The organism is Actinacidiphila sp. bgisy160 (genome assembly GCF_965342435.1).
Taxonomy (GTDB): Bacteria; Actinomycetota; Actinomycetes; order Streptomycetales; family Streptomycetaceae; genus Actinacidiphila.
Window position 1 is genome coordinate 54837 of record NZ_CBDRCM010000029.1, and the last position, 22714, is coordinate 77550.

The window sequence follows — 22714 nt, forward strand, 5'->3', positions numbered from 1 at the left end:
GTCGGGCCCCGGCCGTCAGCGCTTTTCAGTGCGGGACGACGGCCACCGGGCAGGCCGCGTGGTGCAGCACCGCGGCCGCCACGGGGCCCAGGTGCGGACCGACGCCGCCGTGCCGGTTCCGGCACCGGCCGACGACCAGCAGCGAGGCCCCGGCCGCCGCGTCCACCAGAGGCTGCGCGGCGTTGCCCGCGGCGACCTCCACCGTGATCTCCACCCCGGGCGCCGTCTCCCGCCACGGCAGCAGGGCGGCCTGCACCGCGTGCCGCTCCGCCGCGAAGATCTCCGCGCCGCACGTGGGGTCCATGGCTGCGGGGACGTAGCCGTAGGTCGGCGGGTACGACCACGCGTGGACGACCCGAAGCCGCGCCTCGCGCCGCCGCGCGTCCTCCACCGCGAAGGCGATCACCTCCTCGGCCCCCTTCCGCAGGCTGAAGCCGAGCACCACGGGCCGCCGGTCGTCGTCGGCCTCCTCCTGACCGGAGCGGACGACCACGACGGGGCCTTCCGCGCGGGCCAGCGTCATCTGCCCGACCGCACCGAGGAGAAAGCCGCTGAGCCCACTCAGCCCCTGTGAGCCCAGCGCCAGCAGTTCGCTGCGCCCCGCCTCCGCGACCAGCAGCTCCGCCGGCGGGCCGTCGGCCACGTCGGTCGTCACGGGCAGGTCGGGGTGGCGCTCGGCGAGCTCCTGTGCGGCGTCGCGCACCATCGCGTCGCCGTACGGGTGTCCCCCGGCGTGCACCAGGCGCAGCTGCACCGATCGCCGCAGCGCCTCCCCCGCCGCCCAGTACATGGCGGCGCGGCTCTCCGGCGAGCCGTCCAGGCCCACGGTGACGGGTCGGGTCATCGGATGTGCCTCCCTCGCCTCGCCTCCACAGTAGGCGCCGCCGCCCCGCGCGGCGCCCCGGCGGGGCGGACCCGCCGTCACACGGGCGGTGCGTGGCCCTCCCCGTGCGGTCACGGAGCCGACGTGCTCGTCGCACCGCTCGGCCACCCCTTAACCGGGTCGGTCGCGCAGGCCCAGCCGCGCACGGCAGCGCGCACAGTCCTCACCGCTCGCCACCGTGTCCGGGTGATCCGGGCCCAGGACCCGGCCGCGGGCCTCCGCCACGGCCTCGTGGAGAATCAGGGCCTCGCGCCAGTCGCCCAGCCAGCCCAGGGCGACGGCGATCTCGCGGCGGCTGACGAGCGTGTCCGGGTGCTCCGCGCCGAGCACGCGGGTGCGGACCGCCGCGACGTCGCGGGCCTCGGCGAGGGCGTCCCGCCAGTGGCCCAGGCGCCCGAGGTTCACCCCGAGGCCGTGCCGGGCGCGGAGGGTGTCGGGGTGGGCGGGGCCTGAAACGCGGGTGCGGAGGGCGACGAGGTCGGTGTAGAGCTCGTGGGCCTCGGCGCCGAGCCCCATCCGCCCCAGGCAGATCCCCAGTTCGTGGCGGGCGGCGAGGGTGTCCGGGTGGTCGGCGCCCAGCAGTCCCGCCCGGGTCGCGGCGACGTGGGCGTAGGTGGCGCGGGCCTCCGGCCAGCGGTCGAGGAGCCCGAGCAGGTGGCCGACCTCGCAGCGCGTGCCGAGCGTGTCGGTGTGGGCGGGGCCCAGGACGCGGGTACGGGAGTCCGCGACCTGGGCTGCCAAGGTGTACGCCTCCTGCGTACGGCCGAGCCGCCCGAGCGTGACAGCGAGGTTGTGCCGGCAGTGCAGGGTGTCGGGGTGGTCGGTGCCCTGCCGCCGTTCGCGGACGGCGAGCACCGCGGCGTACCCCTGGCGGGCCTCCTTGTGGCGGCCGAGCCGGCCCAGGACGTAGGCGGCCTCCTGGCGGGCGGCGAGCGTGCCGGGATGGTCGGCGCCCAGGGCCCGCGCCCGGGCCGCGGCCACCTCCTCGTACGCGCGCAGCGCCTCCGCGTGGCGGCCGCCGCGGCTGAGGCACAGGGCGAGTTCGTAGCGGCTGGTGAGGGTGTCGGGATGGGTCGCGCCGAGCAGCCGCTCGCGCTCCTCGGCGACGGCGCGGTGCGACCGCTCGGCCTCGGACCAGCGGCCCAGCCGGGCGAGTCCGACGGCCGCGGTGTGCCGGCTCGCCAGGGCCCCGGCTCCGTGCGCGCTGGGCGCCCCGGACTGCAGCTCCAGACGGCGTGCCCAGGAGGGCAGACCGGGCTCGGGGCGGACGCCGCCGTGCCCGCCGTCCCGGAGCGTCTTGAGCCGGCCGGCCACGTCGGCGGCGCTCTGCGGGCGGTCCTCCGGGCTCTTGGCGAGCAGGTCGAGGACGAGCTGCTCCAGTTCACCCGGCAGGTCGGGCCGGTGCTCGCGCGGCGGCCGGGGCGGGGTGTCGCGGTGGCCGACGAGGACCGCCCAGGTGTCGTCGAGGTCGAAGGGCGGGGCGCCGGTGGCGATCTCGTAGAGCACGCAGCCGAGCGAGTACAGGTCGCTGCGGTGGTCGATCCCGTCCTCGCCGCCGATCTGCTCCGGCGACATGTAGTGCGGGCTGCCCATGGCGACCCCGGTGCCGGTCAGCCGCGAGGTGAAGCCGATGTCGTGGCCGAGGCGGGCGATGCCGAAGTCGCAGATCTTCACGTCGCCGTCGGCGAGCCGCATGACGTTCGCCGGCTTCAGGTCGCGGTGCACGATGCCCCGCACATGGGTGTACGCGAGGGCGGCCGCGATCTGCCCCGCGACGTCGGTGACGTCGGGGAGGGGCAGCGGGCGGCCCTCGTTGTCACCGAGCAGCTGCCGCAGGTTGCGGCCGTCGAGCAGCTCCATGACGAGGAAGAGCACGCCCTCGCTCTCGCCGAAGTCGTGGACGACGGTGATGCCGCGGTGCTGGAGCGACGCCGCGACGCGTGCCTCCCGGCGGAACCGCTCCCGCAGCACCCGGTGGACGGACGGGTCCAGCGAAGGGCTCGTCGGCTTCAGGCACTTGACCGCGACCTCCCGGCCCAGTGCCTCGTCCAGCGCCTTCCAGACCTCGCCCATGCCGCCGCGCCCGATGCGCTCCCGCAGCCGGTAGCGCTCGCGCAGCAGTCTTCCCCCGTCGTGCTGACCCGCCGTCATGCGCCGCCCCCGGTCGTCCGCCTCTCCCCGCACCCAGTATGGCCGCGGAGGGTGCGCTTGGGGACCCGCCGGGGCCCGCCGTCAACCGCGGGAACGCGCCTGTTCGCGCAGCCGGTAGGCGGACGGGTGCGTGCCGGGGCCGAGACGTCCGACCGCCTTGAGGATGTGCCCGGGGGGCAGCTGCCAGCGCACGAAGCAGGGGATCGTGCGCAGCAGCAGGCCTGTGCCGCGCAGCCGTCGCCCCGTGACGGGGACGGCCGGGGCGGGCCGCCCGTACAACTCGTGGGCGAAGGGCGGCAGCGCGGCGTAGGCCAGTGCGGCGGCCCGGCCCCACACGGCGGACCGCAGGGGCAGCAGCGCCCGGGGCACGGGCGGTTCCTGCAGGAAGGCGAGGACCTCCTGGGCCTCGGGGGTGGCGGCCAGCTCGGGCCGCACCTTCTCGAAGTAGGCGGCGAGCGACTCGGTGTCGTCGGGGACCTCCGCGGGGTCCAGGCCCACCAGCCGCGCGGCCTCGCGCTGTTCGGCGACGTAGGCGTCGGCCTGCGCGTCGGACAGGGGGAAGCCGGAGCCCCGTGCGACCGTCAGGTAGGAGTCGATCTCCGCGCAGTGCACCCACAGCAGCAGATCGGGGTCGTCGACGGGGACGCGCTCGCCGCTGTCCGGGTCGGTCACGGACAGCCGACGGTGGATGCCGCGTACCTTGGCCCCGGCCCGTTCGGCCTCCAGTGTGGTGCCGTAGGTGATGGTGCCGACGAAGTCCGCGGTGCGCAGCAGACGGCCCCACGCGTCGTGACGGAAGTCCGAGTTCTGCGTGACGCCGCGCACCGCGCGGGGGTGCAGCGCCTGCAGGTACAGCGCCCGTACGCCGGCGATCCACATCATGGGGTCGCCGTGCATCTGCCAGGTGACCGAGGCGGGCCCGAAGAGCCCGGGGTCGGCGTCGCGCATCGCAGCCTCCTGTCGCCGTGCGCCACGGTCGGCCCGTCCGGAGCCGGGACGGCGGCCTCCGGCCCGGCGCCCGCAGCGCCGAGCATAGGGCCGCGCGGGGCGCCGGGTCTGCCCCGCGCGGCCCTCTCGCGCCGGCGCGTCAGCGAGCGGGCGCGGCCTCACCCGGCGGGCGGGGGTGCCGTCGCTCGATCAGGGCCAGGCTGACCGCGCCGAGGACGATCAGGCTCGCACCCGTGACGATCTGGTTGAGGGGCGCGAGACCGGCCCCCGGGTCGTCGAAGTAGCCGAAGACGAACGGCGAGGCGACCAGGCAGGCACCGCACACGATGGTGATGACGTCGCTACCGGGCCCCCGGGTCCGGGCCACGCGCGCGATCGCGTTGAGCAGGACGATGGTCGAGAAGACGAGGTCGACGATCCGCACGTTGTTGCCGATGGGCGTGTCGGGGTACGCCAGCGCCCATCCGGCGGCGAACAGCCATCCGCCGATGAGCAGCAGGGGCGCCGTGAACAGCGAGTCGCGGACGTCGGCCGGTGGGGTCTGGGTGTGGCCCGCCGTCTGGATCCGGGTGCCGGGACGCTGAGCCAGGGACATGGTGCCCTCCCGCGGTGGGAGCCGCGTCGCCCGGCACACGGCCGCGCAAGGCGCTTGCCGGCGGGGAACACACCCGCCTCCGCTCCGGGCGACAGGCCGGAGTGTGGACTCCTCTCATTTTAGGCGGACTGCCCGGAACGTCCTGTTCGGCGGCTTTCCGCTGCCGGACGCGGTTCACGCCCAGATCGCCTGGGCCACGGCGGCCCCGGTGAAGGCCGCGCCCATCCCGGCGACCACGCTGGCGACGACGTTCGCGACGGCGAAGAACCGCGCCCCGGTCTCCGCCAGCCGCAGGGTCTCGTAGGAGAAGGTCGAGTAGGTGGTGAGCGCCCCGCAGAAACCCGTGCCGATCAGGAGCTGCACCGAGTGGGAGGCCGCGCCGTAGGTGACCGCCCCGGACAGCAGCCCCAGGACGACGCAGCCGACCACGTTGACGGTGAACGTACCCCAGGGGAACACGGTGTCGTGCCGGGCCTGGACGGCGCGGTCCGTGAGGTAGCGCATCGGCGCCCCCACCATGGCCCCGGCGATGACGAGCAGCCAGTTCACCCGGGGTTCCCCCGTCCCACGTAGCGGATGACCTCGACCTCGTCGAGGGTGACCAGCCCCTCGGTGACCAGTTCGTCGAGCTGCGGCAGGAACGCGCGGATGCGCTCCTCGTGGTCGACGATGACGACGGCCACCGGAAGGTTGTCGGTCAGCGAGAGCAGCCGGGTGGTGTGGATGAGCGAGGAGGCACCGAAGCCCTCGACCCCGTGGAAGACGCTGGCCCCGGCCAGGCCTGCCTCGTGGGCGCGGCGGGTGATCTCGGAGCACAGCGGCTTGTGGTGCCAGGTGTCGTTGTCCCCGATCAGGATCGTCAGCCGCAGCGCGGTGCCGTGCAGCCGTGTCATGTCTGCCTCCGTGCGATCAGGCGGCGGGCCATGTGCGCCGCGCCCCACACCGCGGCCAGCGCGATGAGCGGTGTGACGGCGAGGTAGGCCAGGCCGGCCCCGGCGTGGCCGCCCTGGACCAGGCCGTGGATGTCGACGGCGTACGTGGAGAAGGTGGTGAAGCCCCCGAGCACGCCGGTGCCGAAGAAGGGGCGCACGAGCCGGTGGGCGGACCACGCCTCGGTGATGACCACCATGAACACGCCGATCACGGCGCAGCCGAGCGCGTTGACGCCCAGCGTGGTCCACGGGAAGGCGCCCGGCGCGGTGGGCCACAACAGGCCCGCGCCGTAGCGCCCGCACGCCCCCAGCGCGCCGCCGACCGCGACCACCGCTACGACGGGCGCCTGTTCCCGTACCCGCGGGGATCGCGGCATGGGAGGCTGCGGTTGCGGGTCGACGTCGGGGGAGGCGGGCTCGGTCATCGCGGGGAGGGGGGCTGGTGAGGTCATGGGTCTCCTACTCGTGAGGCACCCTGCTGCGGGCGCGTTCAGTCACAAGTAGGGACCGTTGGCGGCATCCTCACCGCGGTTCGGGTACGGCGGGCCCCACCGCCGCGCGGCGGTCACGAGGGACCACCGCTGCCTACATCGTACTCCCGGGTTCCCGGCCATGTGATCCGTTCCGGGATGACACCCTGGGGCTTCGCACCCGGCGAGGGGGGTACGGCGGCGATGGCCGGCCGGGACGTGGTGGAGATCCCGGACCTGCCGTGGAGGGCGGGCGCGGAGGTCCGGGTCGGCGGGGGCTGGGATCGACGTCCTGCTGGGAAGGCGGACCCGCGACCACCGGAACCTGGATAGTGGAACGCGTTACGTAAATCCGGAAGGGCCGTGACCGGCCTCAGCGTTGGGGCACGAAGCGCACCGGGAGCCCCGGGACGGCCTGCGCGGCCGCGGCCAGATCGCGCTCGGGGACGACGCCGACGACCGGGTAGCCACCGGTGGTGGGCGAATCGGCGAGGAAGACCACCGGTCTGCCGTCGGGCGGCACTTGGACGGCGCCCACGACCATGCCCTCGCTCGGCAGTTCCCGGTGGACGGCGCGCTCCAGCGTGGGCCCCGTGGTGCGCAGCGCGATGCGGTTGCTGCGGTCCGACACATGGAAGCGGCCCGCTGCGAGGGTCCGCAGGGCGGCGGCCGTGAACCAGTCGTCGCGCGGCCCGAGCCGCAGCGGCAGCACCAGTTCCCGCGGCGGGCCGGCGTGCGGAGCCAGGTCGGCGTGGACGGGGAGCCCGGGCGCCGGGCCCAGCGGCAGCACGTCGCCGTCCCTGAGCGGCGCGGGCCCCAGCCCGGACAGCAGGTCGGTGGAGCGGCTGCCGAGCACCGCGGGCACGGCGAAGCCGCCGCCGACCGCGAGGTAACTGCGCACGCCCCGCGTCGCGGGCCCGACCTCCAGCACCGCCCCGGCCGGCAGCCGCACGGCGCTGCCCCAGGGTGCGGGACGGCCGTCCAGCAGGACCGGTGCCGGGGCCCCGGTGACCGCGGCGACGGCCGGGCGGGTGACCCGCACGGTCACCCCGGTCAGGGTGGTCTCCAGGGTCGCGGCGCCGTCGGCGTTACCCACCAGGCGGTTGGCCAGCCGGTGGGCCGTCCGGTCCAGGGCACCGGAGCGAGCCACGCCGAGGGCGGCGTGGCCGTACCGCCCGAGGTCCTGGACGGTGGTCAGCGCACCGGCCCTGACGACCCGCAGTCCGCCGCCGCTCATGCGCCGCCCCCCGCGGGCGTGGGGACGAAGCGCACCCGGGTGCCGGGCGCGAGCAGCGCGGCCGGTTCGCGTTCCAGGTCCCACAGGCGGACGGAGGTGGTGCCGATCAGTTGCCAGCCGCCCGGGGAACTCCTCGGGTAGATCCCGGTGTAGTGGCCCGCGACGGCGACCGAGCCGGCCGGCACCGAGGTGCGCGGCTCGGCCCGGCGCGGCACGCCGTACCCTTCGCCGAGGCCGGTCAGGTAGGCGAAGCCCGGGGCGAACCCGCAGAAGGCGACGCGGTGTTCGGCGCCGCTGTGCACCCCGGCCACGTCCTGCTCGGCCACCCCCCACCGTTCGGCCACCACCGCGAGGTCGGGCCCGTCGTAGCGCACGGGGATCTCCACGAGGGGCCCGCTCCCGGCGGCCCGGGCCGTGACGGACCAGTCGCGCAGCTCGGTGCGGAGCGCGGCGGCGTCCGGCACCCCGTACAGCAGCACGGTCCGCTCGCCGGGGACGATCTCGCGCACCGGCCCGAGGCTGCCCCCGGCGCGGCGGCGCAGGAGCTCGGCGTGCCAGGACCGCGCCTCCTCGGGGGTGGCCAGGTCGATCAGGAGCGCGTCCTCACCGACCGTGAGGACCCTCATGCGAACGCCTCCAGCCGCACGCCCGCGTCCTGGAGCGCGGCCCGCACCCGCAGGGCCGTGGCCACGGCGTCCGGGGAGTCGCCGTGCAGGCACAGCGACCGCGCCCGTACCGTGACCGGTTCGCCGGTCACGGCGGTGGTGACGCCGTCGCGGGCGAGGGCGACCGCCTGCCGGGTGACCTCGTGGGGATCGGCGATGAGGGCGCCCGAGGTGCCGCGCGGGACGAGCGTGCCGGCGGCGGTGTAGGCGCGGTCGGCGAAGGCCTCCCCCACCACGTCCAGCCCGGCCCGCAGGGCGGCGCGCTCCATGGCCGAGCCCGGCAGGCAGAGCACCGGCAGTCCCGGATCGGCCCGCCGGGCGCCCGCGGCGACGGCGGCGGCCTGCTCGTCGTCGACGACGACCTTGTTGTAGAGGGCCCCGTGCGGTTTCACGTACGCCACCTGCGCGCCGGCGGCGCGGGCGAAGACCTCCAGCGCGCCGATCTGGTAGGTGATCTCGTCGGCCAGTTCGTCGGCGGGCACCTCCATCGCCCGGCGGCCGAAGCCCGCCAGGTCGCGGTAGGAGACCTGGGCGCCGATGCGCACCCCGCGCCGGGCCGCGGTGTCGCACACCCGGCGCATGATGCCGGGGTCTCCCGCGTGGAAGCCGCAGGCGACGTTGGCGCTGGTCACCACGGACAGCAGAGCCTCGTCATCGGTGAGGACCCACCGCCCGTAGCCCTCCCCCAGGTCCGCGTTGAGGTCGATCACGAGGTCTGTCATCGGTACGGCGAGCTCCTCGAAAAGGGCCGCGTCCGGTCGGGCGACGCGAGCTCCGGTGTCCGGCGTGCCGGTGGCGAGCGGGTCCCGGCGCCCGATCACCGTAGATTCCCGTTCAACAATCCGACAAGGGTCCTGTTGTCCTGTCCCCCGCTCTCCGTTTGACCGAGCCCGCGCCGCGAGCCCGCGGCCCGGCTCGGAGCGAGAGGGGCGCCGACGATGGCAGCCGAGGTGGATCCGGCGGTCCTCGCGGGCGACCGCGTGCTGCCGGCGCGTTCCAGCACCGCCGACCGGGTCGCCGCCGTACTGCGCGGCCGGATCTCCGAGGGCGACCTGCCTCCGGGCGGCAAGCTCGCCGAGGACGTCGTCGCCGGGGCGCTGGGGGTGTCCCGCAACACCCTCCGTGAGGCGTTCCGGCTGCTGACGCACGAGAAGCTGCTGGTGCACGAGCTCGACCGCGGGGTCTTCGTCCGGGTGCTGACGGCCGGGGACGTCATCGACATCCACCGGGTGCGGCGCCTGGTGAGTGCTCCGTGATCCGCGGCCTCGGGGCCCCGCCGTACGACCTGACCGCGGCCGGGGACGCCGTGGCGGAGGGCGAGCGGGCCGCCGCCGGGCAGCGGTGGCGCGAGCCCGGCGCGGCCGACATCCACTTCCACCAGGCGCTGGTCGACCTTGCGGGCAGCGCCCGGCTGACCGGGCTCATGACGGGCGTGCTCGCGGAGCTGCGCCTGGCCTTCCACGCGATGGAAGGACCCGCGGGAGTTCCACGAGCCTTGTCTGGGCGGCAACCGGGCGATCCTCTCCGCCCTGGAGGCGGCCGACCCGGCGACGGCCGAGTCGCTGCTGGCGTCCTACCTCGACCGCGCCGAGGCACGGCTCGTCCGCCGGTACGCCCCGCTCGTCCCGGACGGGGCGGGCCGCGACAGCCCAGTGCACGGTGCACACGAGACTCGTGACGTCATCGGGACTGCCCACGGCGCGGCGGATTTGTAGGCTGATGTGACAGCGCAGCACCGCCAGACCCAGCCTTTGGACGGAGCCGTTCGATGAAGATGCTGATCAATGTCCCGGAGACCGTGGTGGCCGACGCGCTGCGGGGGTTCGCGGCCGCGCATCCCGAGCTGATCGTGGACGTGGAGAACCGGTTGATCGTGCGCCGGGACGCGCCGGTGCCGGGGAAGGTCGGACTGGTCTCCGGCGGCGGGTCCGGGCACGAACCGCTGCACGGCGGGTTCGTGGGAAGGGGGATGCTCGACGCCGCGTGCCCGGGCGAGGTGTTCACCTCCCCCGTCCCGGACCAGATGGTGCGGGCCGCGGCGGCGGTGGACAGCGGGGCCGGGGTGCTGTTCATCGTGAAGAACTACACCGGTGACGTGCTGAACTTCGACATGGCCGCCGAGCTGGCCGAGGACGAGGGGATCATGGTCGCCAAGGTCGTCGTCAACGACGACGTCGCCGTGACCGACAGCCTCTACACGGCGGGACGTCGCGGCACCGGCGCCACGCTCTTCGTGGAGAAGATCGCGGGCGCGCTGGCCGACGAGGGGGCGCCGCTGGAGCGCGTCGAGGCGGTCGCGCGGCGCGTGAACGAGCTCTCGCGCAGCTTCGGCGTGGCACTGACCGCGGTCAGCACCCCGGCCAAGGGAGCGCCCACCTTCGACCTGCCGGCGGGGGAACTGGAGCTGGGCATCGGCATCCACGGCGAGCCGGGCCGTGAGCGGCGGGCGATGATGACCTCGGGCGAGATCGCGGAGGTCGCCGTCGACGCCGTCCTGGACGACCTGCGCCCGGACGGTCCGGTGCTGTTGCTGGTGAACGGCATGGGCGGGACGCCGCTGCTGGAGCTGTACGGGTTCAACGCCGAGGTGCACCGCGTGCTCGGGGCGCGCGGCGTGACAGTGGCCCGCACACTGGTCGGCAACTACGTGACGTCGCTGGACATGGCGGGTGCGTCGGTGTCCCTGTGCCAGGTGGACGAGGAACTGCTGCGGCTGTGGGACGCGCCGGTGAGCACGCCGGGCCTGCGCTGGGGCGCCTGAGCGAGGTTGAGGAGAGCGGGAGAGATGAGCGAGGCATCGTCCACCGGAGCGGGCCAGGCGATCGACACGGCCTTCCTCCGCCGTTGGCTCACCGCCGCGGCCTCGGTGATCGAGCGCGAGGCGGACCGGCTCACGGAGCTGGACTCCCCCATCGGGGACGCCGACCACGGCGCGAACATGCGGCGCGGTTTCATCGCGGCGCGCACCGCGGTGGAGAAGGAGCCGCCGGACACCCCCGGCGGCGTGCTGGTGCTGGTCGGGCGGCAGCTGATCAGTACGGTCGGCGGGGCCTCGGGACCGTTGTACGGCACGCTGCTGCGCAAGGCGGGCAAGGCCCTGGGCGACGCCCACCGAGTGGCGCCGGAGCAGTTCGCGCAGGCGCTGCGGGAGGGGGTCGACGGCGTGGCGCAGCTGGGCGGCGCGGCGCAGGGCGACAAGACGATGCTGGACGCGCTGGCGCCGGCGGTGGAGGCGCTGACCTTCGCCCTGGACAAGGGCGCCGGACTCACGGAGGCGCTGTCGGCGGCCGCGATCGCCGCCGACGAGGGCGCGCTGGCGACCGTGCCGATGCAGGCCCGCAAGGGGCGGGCGAGCTACCTGGGGGAACGCAGCATCGGGCACCAGGACCCGGGTGCGACGTCCTCGGCGCTCCTGATCGGCGTGCTGGCCGGATCCACAAAGGAGGACGCGGCATGACGGTCGGGGTGGTGCTGGTGTCGCACAGCGCCGAGGTCGCCGAGTCGGTCGCCCGTATGGCGACCGGCCTCAGCGGCGGTGGTGCGCGTGTACCGGTGGCAGCGGCGGGCGGCGCGCCCGACGGCGGGCTCGGCACGGACGCCGCGAAGATCGCCGCCGCCGCGCACTCGGTGGCCGAGGGCGACGGCGTCGCCGTCATCGCCGACCTGGGCAGCGCGGTCCTGACGGTGAAGACGCTGCTGGCAGACGAGGACGAGCTGCCGCCCGGCACCCGGCTGGTCGACGCGCCGTTCGCCGAGGGCGCGGTGGCCGCGGTGGTCACCGCGTCCGCGGGCGCCGACCTGGACGCCGTTGCCGCGGCGGCTCAGGACGCGTACACGTACCGCAAGACCTGAGCGGCACCGCGGCCGCGGGCGGGGCTCAGCCCCGGCGGGCGCCGGTCCCGTACCGGCGCTCGAAACGCTCGACGCGTCCGGCGGTGTCCATGACGCGGGCGTTACCGGTGTAGAACGGGTGACTCGCGGAGGAGATCTCCACGTCGACCACCGGGTAGGTGTTCCCGTCCTCCCAGACGACGGTCTTCTCGCTGGTCATCGTGGAGCGGGTGAGGAAGGCGTGGTCCGCGCTGCGGTCGCGGAAGACGACCGGACGGTAGGCGGGGTGGATCGTGTGCTGCACGGCGTGCTCCAGACTGCGGAAGGGACGGGGGACGGCGGCCTTGGCCGGTGTCAGCGCTCCTCGCGGAACGTCACGTGACGGCCGACGGCGGGGTCGTACTTGCTCAGGACCATGCGGTCCGGGTCGTTGCGCCGGTTCTTGCGGGTCACGTAGGTCGTGCCGGTGCCGGCGGTCGACCGGAGCGTGATCACCGGGCGCTGCTCACTGCGTGCCATGCGGGGCCCTCTCTGCTCCATAATGGTTTTCGTTTTCGTCGGACGTGCGGTTCAACACGGGGGCACCCTCGTCCATTCCCTCCGTTCCCCGCCCGGTGCGGCGAGGATGGACACAGGGGTGTCCCGCACCGGCGACAGGACCAGACCCGGACGACCTGCTCGACCGGGTGCTGGCCGATCTGCGGTCCTGGAGCGGCGGCGGCCTCGGCGTTGACGTGGCACTGTTGGCCGTGCGCCGTACGCGGTGACGGACGCGCGCGTCCCGGCTTCCGCGGGCACCGGTCGTTCCTGCGCCGGCGGCCCGCCGTGCCCGCGTCCGCCTTGGCCGACGACCGTACGGAGCAGCCCGCCGCCAGGTGCCGCACGACTCGGCGGCGGGTACCGGAGCGGGGCTGCCGTTCGCCGCCGGGACCACCGTGGCGGACCCTGCGCGTCCGCATGGCTGATCACCGACCAGCACTACCGCAGGGCCGCTACCTCTTCAACGACGTCGCCCCTGCGCGCCACCGTCGGACGCTTCAGCAGGAAGGCGCTCACCGGCCGCGATCCGGGGCGGGCTCGGCCATCGGCCCCACGATGGCCTTCGGCCGCATCGCGGCCGACGACATCGCCGGCCACGGCCCAAGGCGGCCGGTCAGGACCGTCCCATCCCCTCGACCTCGGCGACCGCCTCGCCGAGCCACTGCGACCAGAAGGTCTCCAGCTCGATGCCCGCACGCAGCACCAGGTGCCGCAGCCGGTCCTGTTCGGCGCCGCGCCCCGGCGGGAAGTCGCGCCGCTCGATCTCGGTGTACTCGGCCAACTGCCGTACGTGCAGATCCAGATGACGGCGCAGCTCGGCGGCAAGCCCGCCGGTCCCGACGACCGCCGCGGCGCGCAGCCGCAGCAGCAACGGGTCGCGGACGGGCTTGGGGTCCTCGGTGGTGCCCACCCAGGCGGTGAGTTCGGCGCGGCCCGCGGGCAGCACCTCGTACTCCTTGCGCTGCCCGCGGGCGGGCTGCGCCGCGGGCAGCGCGCGGATCAGGCCCGCCTCCTCCAGCCGGCCCAGCTCGCGGTAGATCTGCTGGTGCGTCGCGGACCAGAAGTACCCGATGGAGCGGTCGAAGCGGCGTGCCAGCTCCAGTCCCGACGACGGCTTCTCCAGCAAAGCGGTGAGGATGGCGTGCGGCAGCGACATGCCCGCATCCTACGGACGGGCCGAGGTCACGGGGCCGAGGTCACAGTGCCGCGGCCAGTTCGGTGCCCTGGCGGATGGCCCGCTTGGCGTCCAGCTCCGCCGCGACGTCGGCGCCGCCGATCAGGTGGACGCAGTGCCCGGCCGCGCGCAGCACCTCGTACAGCTCCCGGCGCGGCTCCTGACCGGCGCACAGGACGACGGTGTCTACGGGCACAATCCGCCGCTCGCCGTCCACGGTGATGTGCAGGCCCTCGTCGTCGATGCGCTCGTAGACGGCGCCCGCGACCATGGTGACGCCGCGGTGCTTGAGCTGGGTGCGGTGGATCCAGCCGGTGGTCTTGCCCAGCCCCGCGCCGACCTTGGTGGTCCTGCGCTGCAGCAGGTGCACGGTGCGCGGCGGCCTCGGCCGCTCGGGCGCCCGCAGGCCGCCGGGTCCGCGGTAGTCGGTGTCGACGCCCCACTGGCGGAAGTACGTCTCGGGGTCCCGGCTCGCGCCCTCGCCGCCGTCGGTGAGGAACTCGGCGACGTCGAAGCCGATGCCGCCCGCGCCGACGACGGCGACGCGCTCGCCGACCGGGGCACCGTCGCGCAGCACGTCCAGGTAGCTCAGCACGCTGGGGTGGTCGACGCCGGGGATCTCCGGCGTGCGCGGGGTGACGCCGGTGGCCAGCACGATCTCGTCGAAGCCCCGGTCCGCCAGGAACTCCGCCGTGACGTGGGTGCCCAGGCGCAGCTCCACCCCCTCCTCGGCGAGCCGGGTGCGGAAGTAGCGCAGCGTCTCGTCGAACTCCTCCTTGCCCGGCACCTTGCGGGCGATGTTCAGCTGCCCGCCGATCCGGTCGGCGGCGTCGAAGAGGGTGACGGCGTGGCCGCGTTCGGCCGCCGAGACGGCGCAGGCGAGCCCGGCGGGCCCGGCGCCGACGACGGCGACGCGCTTGCGCAGCCGGGTGGGGAGCAGGACGAGCTCCGTCTCGTGGCAGGCCCGGGGGTTGACCAGGCAGGAGGTGAGCTTGCCGCTGAAGGTGTGGTCCAGGCATGCCTGGTTGCAGCCGATGCAGGTGTTGATGGCGTCCGCGCGGTCCTCGCGGGCCTTCGTGACGAAGTCCGGGTCGGCGAGCATCGGGCGGGCCATCGACACCATGTCGGCGGCCCCCTCGGCGAGCAACCGCTCTGCCAGCTCGGGGGTGTTGATCCGGTTGCTCGTGACCAGCGGCACCGAGACCGCGCCCATCAGCTTCTTCGTCACCCAGGTATAGGCGCCGCGCGGGACGGAGGTGGCGATGGTGGGGATGCGTGCCTCGTGCCAGCCGATGCCGGTGTTGATGATCGTCGCGCCGGCCGCCTCGATCGCCTTGGCGAGGGCTACGACCTCCTCCAGGGTGGAGCCGCCGGGCACCAGGTCCAGCATGGACAGCCGGTAGACGATGATGAAGTCCGGTCCGACCCGCTCACGGGTGCGGCGGACGATCTCCAGCGGGAAGCGGGTCCGGTTCTCGTAGGAACCGCCCCAGCGGTCATCGCGGTGGTTGGTGGCGGAGGCGATGAACTCGTTGATCAGATAACCCTCGGAGCCCATGATCTCGACGCCGTCGTAGCCCGCCCGCTGCGCGAGCGCTGCCGCCCGCACGAAGTCCTCGACGGTCCCCTCCACCTCCTCGTCGCTGAGGGCGTGCGGCACGTGGGGGCTGATCGGTGCCTGCAGCGCGCTGGGGGCGACCAGGCCGGGGTGGTAGGCGTACCGGCCGAAGTGCAGGATCTGCATGGCGATGCGGCCGCCGGCACGGTGCACGGCGTCGGTGACGACGGCGTGCTGCGCCGCCTCGGCCTCGGTGGTCATCCGGGCCCCGCCCGGGTAGGGCCGGCCCCGGTCGTTGGGCGCGATGCCGCCCGTCACGATGAGCCCGACGCCGCCGCGGGCCCGGGCGGCGTAGAAAGCGGCCATCCGCTCGAAACCGCGCTCGGCCTCCTCCAGCCCGACGTGCATCGAGCCCATGAGTACCCGGTTCGGCAGGGTGGTGAAGCCGAGGTCGAGCGGGCTCAGCAGGTGCGGGTACGGGCTCGGGCTCATCGCGGGGTCTCCTCGGGCGGCGGCGCGCGGTGTCGTCGCGACTTTTGTAGACCACCCGGACCCGATTATGCAACCAGTTGCAAAAGTGTTGCGCGCAACGCGGCTACGCGACCGGGCGGCTCCAGCGCGGGTCGCGGCCCGTGCCCGCCAGCAGCGCCTCGAAGCCCGAGGCCCCGGCGGGCACCGGCACCCGCTCCGCGAAGACCCCCGTCTTCCGGGCGGTCGGCCCCATCGCGGCCACCAGTTCCTCCAGCGCCCGCAGCCCCTCCGCGTCCGGCGTGTACGGCAGCCCGGTCGCGCGGGCGAGGTCCCAGGCGCGCACCGTCAGGTCGAGCAGGGCCATGGCGCCCACGGTGCGCGCGGGCAGGTTCATCGACCCTGCCACGCCCTCGTCGGCGCCCGGTACGGCACGAGCGGCCCAGGCGTCGACCAGCAGTTCCGTCTCCTTCTCGAAGCGCACACGCCAGTCGTCGCCGTAGGCGGTGAGACGGTCCGGGGTGACGGAGAAGTCGGCCTCCTCGCGGGCCGCGAGCGCCTGGAAGCCGACGACCACGCGGAAGAGGTGGTTGAGCAGGTTCCGGACGTCGTACTCGGCGCACGGCGTCGGCGCGTCCATGGCCTCGTCCGGCAGGGCGCGCACCAGGGGCAGCGCCCGGTCACGGGCCGCGGCGAGCAGTTCACTGGTCTTCGTCGTCATGGGGCCGACGCTAGGGCCGGGAGGGTCCCGGCGACTTGAAGAAATGCGACAGTGGCGCCCCGTAGGATCACCGGTATGGCAGGTCCGGACAGCCCGCGCCGCGACACCTGGGGCATCGTCGGCGCCGCGGAGCTCTTCGCCCGCGTCCGCTTCCGGCGCCGGGCGCCCGCACCCGAGCTGCGGCCGTACCTGGAGCACTACTGGCTGATCGACTGGGACCTCACCGAGCCGTACGCCTCGCACGTCGTGCCGCACCCCTCGGTCAACATCGTCTTCCAGCGCCACGGCACCACCCCGGATTTCTGCGAGGTCGCGGGCATCGGGCTCGAGTTGTTCACGCAGAAGCTGGAGGCCACCGGACGCGTCTGCGGCATCCAGTTCAGGCCGGGCGGCTTCCGGCCGTTCGCGCCCGCGGTGCCGGTGTCGCACTGGACGGGCCGGCGCGTCACGCTGGACGAGGCGCTGCCCGGTCACGAGTCCGCGCCGGGCGCGGTGCTCGGCCCGCAGGAGGAGGACACCCGTGTCGCCGCCCTCGACGCGTTCCTGCTGTCGCTCGTCCCCGCACCCGACCCGCGGGCGGCGCTCGCGACGGCCCTGGCCGACCGTATCCGCCACGACCGGACCATCCTGCGGGTCGAGGACTTCGCCCGCGCCGAGGGCATGTCGGCCCGCTCCCTGCAGCGGCTGTTCGCGGCGTACGTCGGGGTCAGCCCGAAGTGGGTCATCCTCCGCTACCGCATCCACGAGGCCCTGGAACGCGCGGAATCCGAGACGTCCGTCGACTGGGCCGCCCTGGCCGCGGAACTCGGCTACAGCGACCAGGCGCATCTCGTCCGGGACTTCACCGCGACCGTGGGCGTACCGCCCACCGCGTACGCGCGCTGAGCCGCGCGTCGCGGCACGAGCGCGGCGGAGGGGGCCCGGCGGTTCTGCGGGAAGGCCACGCCACAACTCGCGGGCGCCGGTGACACCCCCGGACGTCGTGGTTACCAACTCCTGACCATCGCACATGCGTCGGAGGCGGCCACGACCGGGCATACCGACATCGAGTACGCACAAGCGGCTCATCCCCCCATGCCCGCTCAGGTCACGTCGCGTCACGCGGCAGAGGAGGCCTGCCCCATGACCGATCCCATCACGCCCCGGCTCACCCCGATCCCCGTCGACGGCATGACGCCGTGCGGCCGCATCGCGACCGGCGCGGCGCAGCCGTGCGGGGAGCCCGCACGGTGGCACATCCAATGGCTCCCCGGGCACGCGTCGTTCGCGTGCGCGGCGCACATGGCGGAGGCACGGCGGCTGTTCGCCTACATCGACCGCCACCAGGTCGGCCCGGACTGCAACATGCCCGGGGCGCTGTGGTCGGCTGGACGGTGCGCCGTGCCCCGGGGACAGGCCCGGGCGGCCTGACCCGCACGGGCCCGGCGGTTCAGGCCGAGAAGGCGTCGAGGATGCGCGCTGCGGCCAGGGTGGGTGTCAGCGTGCCGTCGCGGACCTGCCGTTCGATCTCCGGGGTCAGCCTGCGCACCTCGGGGTGACCTCGGAGGCGGCCCAGCAGTTCCTCGCGGACCATGCTCCACGCCCACTCCATCTGCTGGTCACGCCGCTTGGCCGCCAGCCGGCCCGTGGACTCCAGCAGGGTGCGGTGCTGCTCCAGCCGCTCCCAGAGGGTGTCGAGGCCGGTCCCCTCGCGGGCGCTGCAGGTCAGCACCGGCGGGGTCCACGCGGCGTCCACCGGGGTCATCATCCGCAGGGCACCGGACAGTTCCCGCGCGGCGGCGCGGGCATCGCGCTCGTGCGGGCCGTCGGCCTTGTTGACGGTGATGACGTCGGCGAGCTCCAGCACGCCCTTCTTGATGCCCTGGAGCTGGTCGCCGGTGCGGGCCAGGGTCAGCAGCAGGAAGGTGTCGACCATGCCCGCGACCGCGGTCTCGGACTGGCCGACGCCCACGGTCTCCACCAGCACGACGTCGTAGCCCGCCGCCTCCACCACGATCATGGACTCGCGGGTCGCCTTGGCCACGCCGCCCAGCGTCCCGGCAGACGGCGAGGGCCGCACGAAGGCCGAGCGGTCCACCGCCAGCCGCTCCATCCGGGTCTTGTCGCCCAGGATGGAGCCGCCGGTCAGCGTGGACGACGGGTCGACGGCGAGCACCGCGACCCGGTGGCCGAGGCCGGTGAGCAGGGTGCCGAAGGCGTCGATGAAGGTGGACTTGCCCACCCCCGGCACCCCACTGACGCCGACCCTGCGGGCCCTGCCCGCGTGCGGCAGCAGCTCGGTCAGGAGCCGCTGGGCGAGCTCCCGGTGATCGGGCCGCGACGACTCCACCAGGGTGATGGCGCGCGCGATCCAGGCCCGGGAGCCGTCCAGCACGCCCTTGACGTATGCGTCGAGATCGATGGTCGGCGGCATGGGCTCACAGTTCGTGGCCGAGCGCGGCGGCCAGCCGCGTGACCAGGTCGTACGCCGAGTCGGGAATGACCGTGCCGGGTGGGAAGACCGCGGCCGCGCCCGCGCCGAGCAGCTCGGGGACATCCTGCGGCGGGATGACGCCGCCGACCACGATCATGATGTCCTCCCGGCCCTCGGCCGCCAGTTCCTCGCGCAGCGCGGGCACCAGTGTGAGGTGGCCGGCGGCGAGCGAGGAGACGCCGACGATGTGCACGTCGGCCTCCACCGCCTGCCGGGCGACCTCGGCGGGGGTCTGGAAGAGCGGGCCGACGTCCACTGTGAAGCCCAGGTCGGCGAAGGCGGTGGCGATCACCTTCTGGCCGCGGTCGTGGCCGTCCTGGCCCATCTTGGCGACGAGGATGCGCGGGCGGCGGCCCTCCGCCTCCTCGAAGCGGTCGACCAGCGCGCGGGTGCGGTCCACGGACGGCGACTCCCCTGCCTCGTTCCGGTACACACCGGAGATCGTACGGATCTGCCCGGCGTGCCGGCCGTACACCTTCTCCAGGGCGTCGGAGATCTCGCCCACGGTGGCCTTGGCGCGTGCCGCGTCCACGGCCAGCGCCAGCAGGTTGCCCTCCAGGCCCTGGCCCGCACCGCGTTCTGCCGCGGCGGTCAGCGCGGCGAGCGCGTCCTGGCAGGCGCCCTCGTCGCGCTCCGCGCGCAGCCGGCGCAGCTTGGCGATCTGCTGCGCGCGCACGGAGGAGTTGTCGACCTTGAGGACCTCGATCGGCTCGTCGCTCTCCACCCGGTACTTGTTGACGCCGATGACCGGCTGGCGGCCGGAGTCGATGCGCGCCTGGGTGCGCGCCGCGGCCTCCTCGACGCGCATCTTGGGGATGCCCGCGTCGATCGCCCGCGCCATGCCGCCGGCCTTCTCGACCTCCTGGATGTGCTGCCAGGCGCGCCGCGCCAGGTCGTACGTCAGCTTCTCGACGTAGGCGGAGCCGCCCCACGGGTCGATGACCCGGTTGGTGCCGGACTCCTGCTGCAGCATCAGCTGGGTGTTGCGGGCGATGCGCGCGGAGAAGTCCGTGGGCAGTGCCAGGGCCTCGTCGAGGGCGTTGGTGTGCAGCGACTGGGTGTGGCCCTGGGTGGCGGCCATCGCCTCCACGCAGGTGCGCGTGACGTTGTTGAAGACGTCCTGCGCGGTCAGGGACCAGCCGGAGGTCTGGGAGTGGGTGCGCAGCGAGAGCGACTTGACGTTCCGCGGCTCGAACTGCCGCACCAGCTTGGCCCACAGCAGCCGGGCCGCGCGCAGCTTGGCGACCTCCATGAAGAAGTTCATGCCGATCGCCCAGAAGAACGACAGCCGCGGCGCGAAGGCGTCGACGTCCAGGCCCGCGCCGAGCCCCGCGCGCAGGTACTCCACGCCGTCGGCGAGGGTGTAGGCCAGCTCCAGGTCGGCCGTGGCCCCGGCCTCCTGGATGTGGTAGCCGGAGATGGAGATCGAGTTGTAGCGCGGCATCCTCTGCGAGGTGTAGGCGAAGATGTCGGAGATGATCCGCATCGAGGGCCCCGGCGGGTAGATGTAGGTGTTGCGGACCATGAACTCCTTGAGGATGTCGTTCTGGATGGTCCCCGCCAGCATCGTAGGCGGTACGCCCTGCTCCTCCGCGGCCACGATGTAGAGCGCCAGCACCGGCAGCACGGCGCCGTTCATCGTCATCGACACGGTCATCCGGTCCAGCGGGATGCCGTCGAAGAGCTGCCGCATGTCGTAGATCGAGTCGATGGCGACGCCCGCCATGCCGACGTCGCCGGTGACGCGCGGGTGGTCGCTGTCGTAGCCGCGGTGGGTCGGCAGGTCGAAGGCGACCGACAGGCCCTTCTGTCCTGCGGCCAGGTTGCGCCGGTAGAAGGCGTTGGACTCCTCGGCGGTGGAGAAGCCCGCGTACTGCCGGATGGTCCAGGGCTGGTTGACGTACATCGTCGGGTACGGGCCACGCAGGTACGGCGCGATGCCCGGGTAGGTGCCCAGGAAGTCCAGGCCCTCCAGGTCGCGGCCGGTGTAGAGCGGCTTGACGCCGATGCCCTCGGGCGTCTCCCACACCAGGTCCTCGGCGCCGCGGCCGGTGGTCTCCTTGACCGCCGCGCGCCACTGCTCCTCGGTGGCGCCGTTCCCGCCGCCCGGCCCCAGCTCGATCTCCGAGAAGTCCGGGATCCGCATCACGCCACTCCCATCCGGTCGAGAACGGAGGTCAGGACGGCGACCGCGTCGCCGCCCGCGAAGACAAAGCCGTCGACGCCGGCCGCCGAGTAGGCCGCCTCCCGCTCGCCGGGGCGGCCGGCCAGGAACACCCGGTCCGCGCCCGCGGCCTTCAGGGCCGCCGCGGCATCCGCGGCGTGCTGCTCGTAGAGCGCGTCGCTGGAGCACAGGCACGCGACCCGCGCCCCGCTGCGGGCGAAGGCCTCGGCCACGGTCGTGGCGTCGACCGTCACCGGGTCGTGGACGGGCTCGACACCGCCGGCCTGGAAGAGGTTGGCGGCGAAGGTGACGCGGCCGGTGTGCGCGGCGGCGGGGCCGATGGCGGCCAGGAAGACCTTCGGGCGGGACCCGGTAGCGGCCAGGTGCGCGTCCGAGCGGGCGCGCAGGGCCTCGTAGGCCTCGTCGCGGCGGACCTTCGGCAGCCCGCCGGAGGGGGCGGCCGGGGCCGGGTCGCGCTCGACGGGCGCCTCGGACAGCAGCGGGAACTCGCTGACGCCGGTGATCGGCTCGCGGCGCCTGGCCAGCGCCCGGGTGCGCTCGGCCCAGGTCGCGGCGAGGCGGTCGGCGACCAGTCCGGAGGCGAGGGCGGCGGCCTGCCCGCCGGAGCGCTCCAGCTCCCGGAACCAGGCCCAGGCGGCCCCGGCGAGCTCGTCGGTGAGCCGTTCCACGTACCAGGAGCCACCCGCGGGGTCGACGACGCGGGCCAGGTGGGACTCCTCCAGCAGGATCGTGGAGGTGTTGCGGGCGATGCGGCGCGCGAAGGCGTCGGGCAGGCCCAGCGCGTGGTCGAACGGGAGCACCGTGACGCAGTCCGCGCCGCCGGCACCGGCGGCGAGCGTGGCGACGGTGGTGCGCAGCATGTTCACCCACGGGTCGCGTCGGGTCATCATCACCGGCGAGGTGACGACGTGCTGGCGCTGCCCCGCCGCGGTCGCGGTCGCGCCGCACACCTCGGCGACGCGGGCCCACAGCCGGCGCGCGGCGCGCAGCTTGGCGATCGTCAGGAACTGGTCGGCGGTGGCGGCGTAGCGGAACTCCAGTTGCCCGCAGGCGGCGTCGACCGGCAGTCCGGCCTCGGTGAGCGCCCGCAGATAGGCCACCCCGGTGGCGAGGGAGGCGCCGAGTTCCTCGGCGGCCGAGCCACCCGCCTCGTGGTACGGCAGGGCGTCCACGGTCAGTGCGCGCAGGCCCGGGTACGCCTCGTGGGCCCGGCGGGCGAGACCCGCGGCGGCGGCGGTGTGCGCGGCGAGCGCGTCCGCGTCACCGGTACGGGCGACGTGGCCGAGGGGGTCGGCGCCGAGGTTGCCGCGCGCGGCCGCGCCGGCCACGCCGCGTTCGTCGTAGAGCGCGAAGAGCGCCTGCCCGGCCGCCTCGAAGTCCGCGCCGGCGTCGAGGACGACCGGGGCGAGGTCGAGGTAGACGCCGTCAAGGGCCGTGCCGAGCGCGGACACCGGGAGCCCGGCGTCGCCCAGCACGAGCCACAGGGAGGTGACGCCGTTCTCCAGGTCGGCGAGCACGGCCTCGTTCGCGCGGGCCGCGTCGGGCAGCGCGTGGCGCTGGCGTACGTCCCAGCCGCCGAGGACGCCGCCCGCCGGGGCGCCGCCCCGGGTGAACGGCGCGAAGCCGGGCAGGCCGACGCGGTCGCCGAAGGCGTCGGGCGCGTCGGGCGCGGTGTACAGCGGGCGCGTGGTGAGCCCGTCTTCGAGGGTGGTGGACAGCGCGTCCTCCGCCGCCTGACCCGGGACGTCCTTGCCCGCCTTGCGCAGGACGCCCTCTACGAGGCGCCGCCACTGCTCGTGGGTCGCGTCCGGGAATTCGGCGGCCAGAGAAAGCCCGTCATCAGGCAGGACCGTCATGCTCAGAGGTTAGTGCCCGTTAGCAGG

At 74.4% G+C, this 22714-nt stretch carries 23 protein-coding genes and 1 pseudogene; 6 read left to right on the forward strand and 18 right to left on the reverse strand.

The window, feature by feature from the left end:
* Positions 1 to 25 precede the first annotated feature (25 nt).
* From ACRWNP_RS22385 to ACRWNP_RS22430, 10 genes are all read right to left on the reverse strand, one after another.
* A complete protein-coding gene (locus ACRWNP_RS22385) occupies positions 26 to 844 on the reverse strand; it encodes a universal stress protein (RefSeq protein WP_431964055.1) in 819 nt (272 codons plus the stop codon).
* Between the two features lie 150 nt (positions 845 to 994).
* Complete coding sequence (locus tag ACRWNP_RS22390) at positions 995 to 3034, reverse strand: tetratricopeptide repeat protein (protein ID WP_431964057.1); 2040 nt, start codon at positions 3032 to 3034, stop codon at positions 995 to 997.
* An 81-nt stretch (positions 3035 to 3115) separates the two neighbouring features.
* A complete protein-coding gene (locus ACRWNP_RS22395) occupies positions 3116 to 3982 on the reverse strand; it encodes an oxygenase MpaB family protein (protein ID WP_431964059.1) in 867 nt (288 codons plus the stop codon).
* 139 nt (positions 3983 to 4121) lie between these two features.
* Positions 4122 to 4577 (reverse strand): SPW repeat domain-containing protein, encoded by a 456-nt coding sequence (locus ACRWNP_RS22400; RefSeq protein WP_431964061.1) that lies wholly within the window; start codon positions 4575 to 4577, stop codon positions 4122 to 4124.
* A gap of 174 nt (positions 4578 to 4751) precedes the next feature.
* On the reverse strand, positions 4752 to 5126 hold the full coding sequence (crcB, locus tag ACRWNP_RS22405; RefSeq protein WP_431964063.1) for a fluoride efflux transporter CrcB: 375 nt from the start codon (positions 5124 to 5126) through the stop codon (positions 4752 to 4754).
* Entirely contained in the window at positions 5123 to 5470 is a 348-nt protein-coding gene (locus tag ACRWNP_RS22410; RefSeq protein ID WP_431964065.1) for a DUF190 domain-containing protein, read from the reverse strand. The genes crcB and ACRWNP_RS22410 overlap by 4 nt, the downstream gene beginning before the upstream one ends.
* Positions 5467 to 5961, reverse strand: coding sequence for a fluoride efflux transporter FluC (locus ACRWNP_RS22415; RefSeq protein WP_431964067.1), 495 nt, complete (start codon positions 5959 to 5961; stop codon positions 5467 to 5469). The genes ACRWNP_RS22410 and ACRWNP_RS22415 overlap by 4 nt, the downstream gene beginning before the upstream one ends.
* A 391-nt stretch (positions 5962 to 6352) precedes the next feature.
* Positions 6353 to 7216 carry a biotin-dependent carboxyltransferase family protein gene (locus ACRWNP_RS22420; RefSeq protein ID WP_431964069.1) on the reverse strand — a complete coding sequence of 288 codons (864 nt, stop codon included), beginning with the start codon at positions 7214 to 7216 and terminating at the stop codon, positions 6353 to 6355.
* A complete protein-coding gene (locus ACRWNP_RS22425; RefSeq protein ID WP_431964071.1) occupies positions 7213 to 7842 on the reverse strand; it encodes a 5-oxoprolinase subunit B family protein in 630 nt (209 codons plus the stop codon). Before ACRWNP_RS22425 ends, ACRWNP_RS22420 begins: the two co-directional genes overlap by 4 nt.
* A complete protein-coding gene (locus tag ACRWNP_RS22430; protein ID WP_431964073.1) occupies positions 7839 to 8603 on the reverse strand; it encodes a LamB/YcsF family protein in 765 nt (254 codons plus the stop codon). Before ACRWNP_RS22430 ends, ACRWNP_RS22425 begins: the two co-directional genes overlap by 4 nt.
* A gap of 216 nt (positions 8604 to 8819) precedes the next feature.
* Here ACRWNP_RS22430 and ACRWNP_RS22435 point away from each other — a divergent pair.
* The 4 genes and pseudogenes from ACRWNP_RS22435 to ACRWNP_RS22450 all read left to right on the forward strand — a co-directional run bounded on the left by ACRWNP_RS22435 (position 8820) and on the right by ACRWNP_RS22450 (position 11733).
* Positions 8820 to 9596 (forward strand): annotated as a pseudogene (locus tag ACRWNP_RS22435) (GntR family transcriptional regulator).
* Positions 9597 to 9649: 53 nt separating this feature from the next.
* Entirely contained in the window at positions 9650 to 10642 is a 993-nt protein-coding gene (gene dhaK / locus ACRWNP_RS22440) for a dihydroxyacetone kinase subunit DhaK (protein WP_431964075.1), read from the forward strand.
* Positions 10643 to 10666: 24 nt separating this feature from the next.
* Positions 10667 to 11338: a dihydroxyacetone kinase subunit DhaL gene (gene dhaL, locus ACRWNP_RS22445; protein ID WP_431964077.1), complete on the forward strand. Its 672-nt coding sequence runs from the start codon at positions 10667 to 10669 to the stop codon at positions 11336 to 11338.
* Entirely contained in the window at positions 11335 to 11733 is a 399-nt protein-coding gene (locus tag ACRWNP_RS22450; RefSeq protein ID WP_431964079.1) for a PTS fructose transporter subunit IIA, read from the forward strand. Before dhaL ends, ACRWNP_RS22450 begins: the two co-directional genes overlap by 4 nt.
* A gap of 25 nt (positions 11734 to 11758) precedes the next feature.
* Here ACRWNP_RS22450 and ACRWNP_RS22455 read toward each other — a convergent pair whose 3' ends face one another.
* The 5 genes from ACRWNP_RS22455 to ACRWNP_RS22475 all read right to left on the reverse strand — a co-directional run bounded on the left by ACRWNP_RS22455 (position 11759) and on the right by ACRWNP_RS22475 (position 16173).
* Positions 11759 to 12016 (reverse strand): type B 50S ribosomal protein L31, encoded by a 258-nt coding sequence (locus tag ACRWNP_RS22455; RefSeq protein ID WP_431964081.1) that lies wholly within the window; start codon positions 12014 to 12016, stop codon positions 11759 to 11761.
* A gap of 50 nt (positions 12017 to 12066) precedes the next feature.
* Positions 12067 to 12231, reverse strand: a complete 165-nt coding sequence (rpmG, locus tag ACRWNP_RS22460) for a 50S ribosomal protein L33 (protein WP_431964083.1) — start codon at positions 12229 to 12231, stop codon at positions 12067 to 12069.
* A gap of 634 nt (positions 12232 to 12865) precedes the next feature.
* Positions 12866 to 13408 (reverse strand): PadR family transcriptional regulator, encoded by a 543-nt coding sequence (locus ACRWNP_RS22465; protein ID WP_431964085.1) that lies wholly within the window; start codon positions 13406 to 13408, stop codon positions 12866 to 12868.
* Positions 13409 to 13448: 40 nt separating this feature from the next.
* On the reverse strand, positions 13449 to 15476 hold the full coding sequence (locus ACRWNP_RS22470) for an FAD-dependent oxidoreductase (protein WP_431964087.1): 2028 nt from the start codon (positions 15474 to 15476) through the stop codon (positions 13449 to 13451).
* Between the two features lie 103 nt (positions 15477 to 15579).
* The gene (locus ACRWNP_RS22475) at positions 15580 to 16173 is read right to left on the reverse strand and encodes a TIGR03086 family metal-binding protein (protein WP_431964089.1); all 594 of its coding nucleotides are present in this window, start codon (positions 16171 to 16173) and stop codon (positions 15580 to 15582) included.
* A 75-nt stretch (positions 16174 to 16248) separates the two neighbouring features.
* Between ACRWNP_RS22475 and ACRWNP_RS22480 the strand changes: the two genes are divergently transcribed.
* Together ACRWNP_RS22480 and ACRWNP_RS22485 are read left to right on the forward strand one after the other, a co-directional pair.
* The gene (locus ACRWNP_RS22480) at positions 16249 to 17058 is read left to right on the forward strand and encodes an AraC family transcriptional regulator (protein ID WP_431964091.1); all 810 of its coding nucleotides are present in this window, start codon (positions 16249 to 16251) and stop codon (positions 17056 to 17058) included.
* 237 nt (positions 17059 to 17295) lie between these two features.
* Positions 17296 to 17583, forward strand: a complete 288-nt coding sequence (locus tag ACRWNP_RS22485) for a hypothetical protein (RefSeq protein WP_431964093.1) — start codon at positions 17296 to 17298, stop codon at positions 17581 to 17583.
* A gap of 19 nt (positions 17584 to 17602) precedes the next feature.
* Here ACRWNP_RS22485 and meaB read toward each other — a convergent pair whose 3' ends face one another.
* Genes meaB through ACRWNP_RS22500 form a run of 3 tightly spaced genes read right to left on the reverse strand, consistent with a single transcriptional unit; the run spans position 17603 to position 22687 of the window.
* On the reverse strand, positions 17603 to 18586 hold the full coding sequence (gene meaB / locus ACRWNP_RS22490) for a methylmalonyl Co-A mutase-associated GTPase MeaB (RefSeq protein WP_431964095.1): 984 nt from the start codon (positions 18584 to 18586) through the stop codon (positions 17603 to 17605).
* 4 nt (positions 18587 to 18590) lie between these two features.
* On the reverse strand, positions 18591 to 20792 hold the full coding sequence (gene scpA / locus ACRWNP_RS22495; protein WP_431964097.1) for a methylmalonyl-CoA mutase: 2202 nt from the start codon (positions 20790 to 20792) through the stop codon (positions 18591 to 18593).
* Positions 20792 to 22687 carry a methylmalonyl-CoA mutase family protein gene (locus ACRWNP_RS22500; RefSeq protein ID WP_431964099.1) on the reverse strand — a complete coding sequence of 632 codons (1896 nt, stop codon included), beginning with the start codon at positions 22685 to 22687 and terminating at the stop codon, positions 20792 to 20794. The genes scpA and ACRWNP_RS22500 overlap by 1 nt, the downstream gene beginning before the upstream one ends.
* Positions 22688 to 22714: the final 27 nt, after the last annotated feature.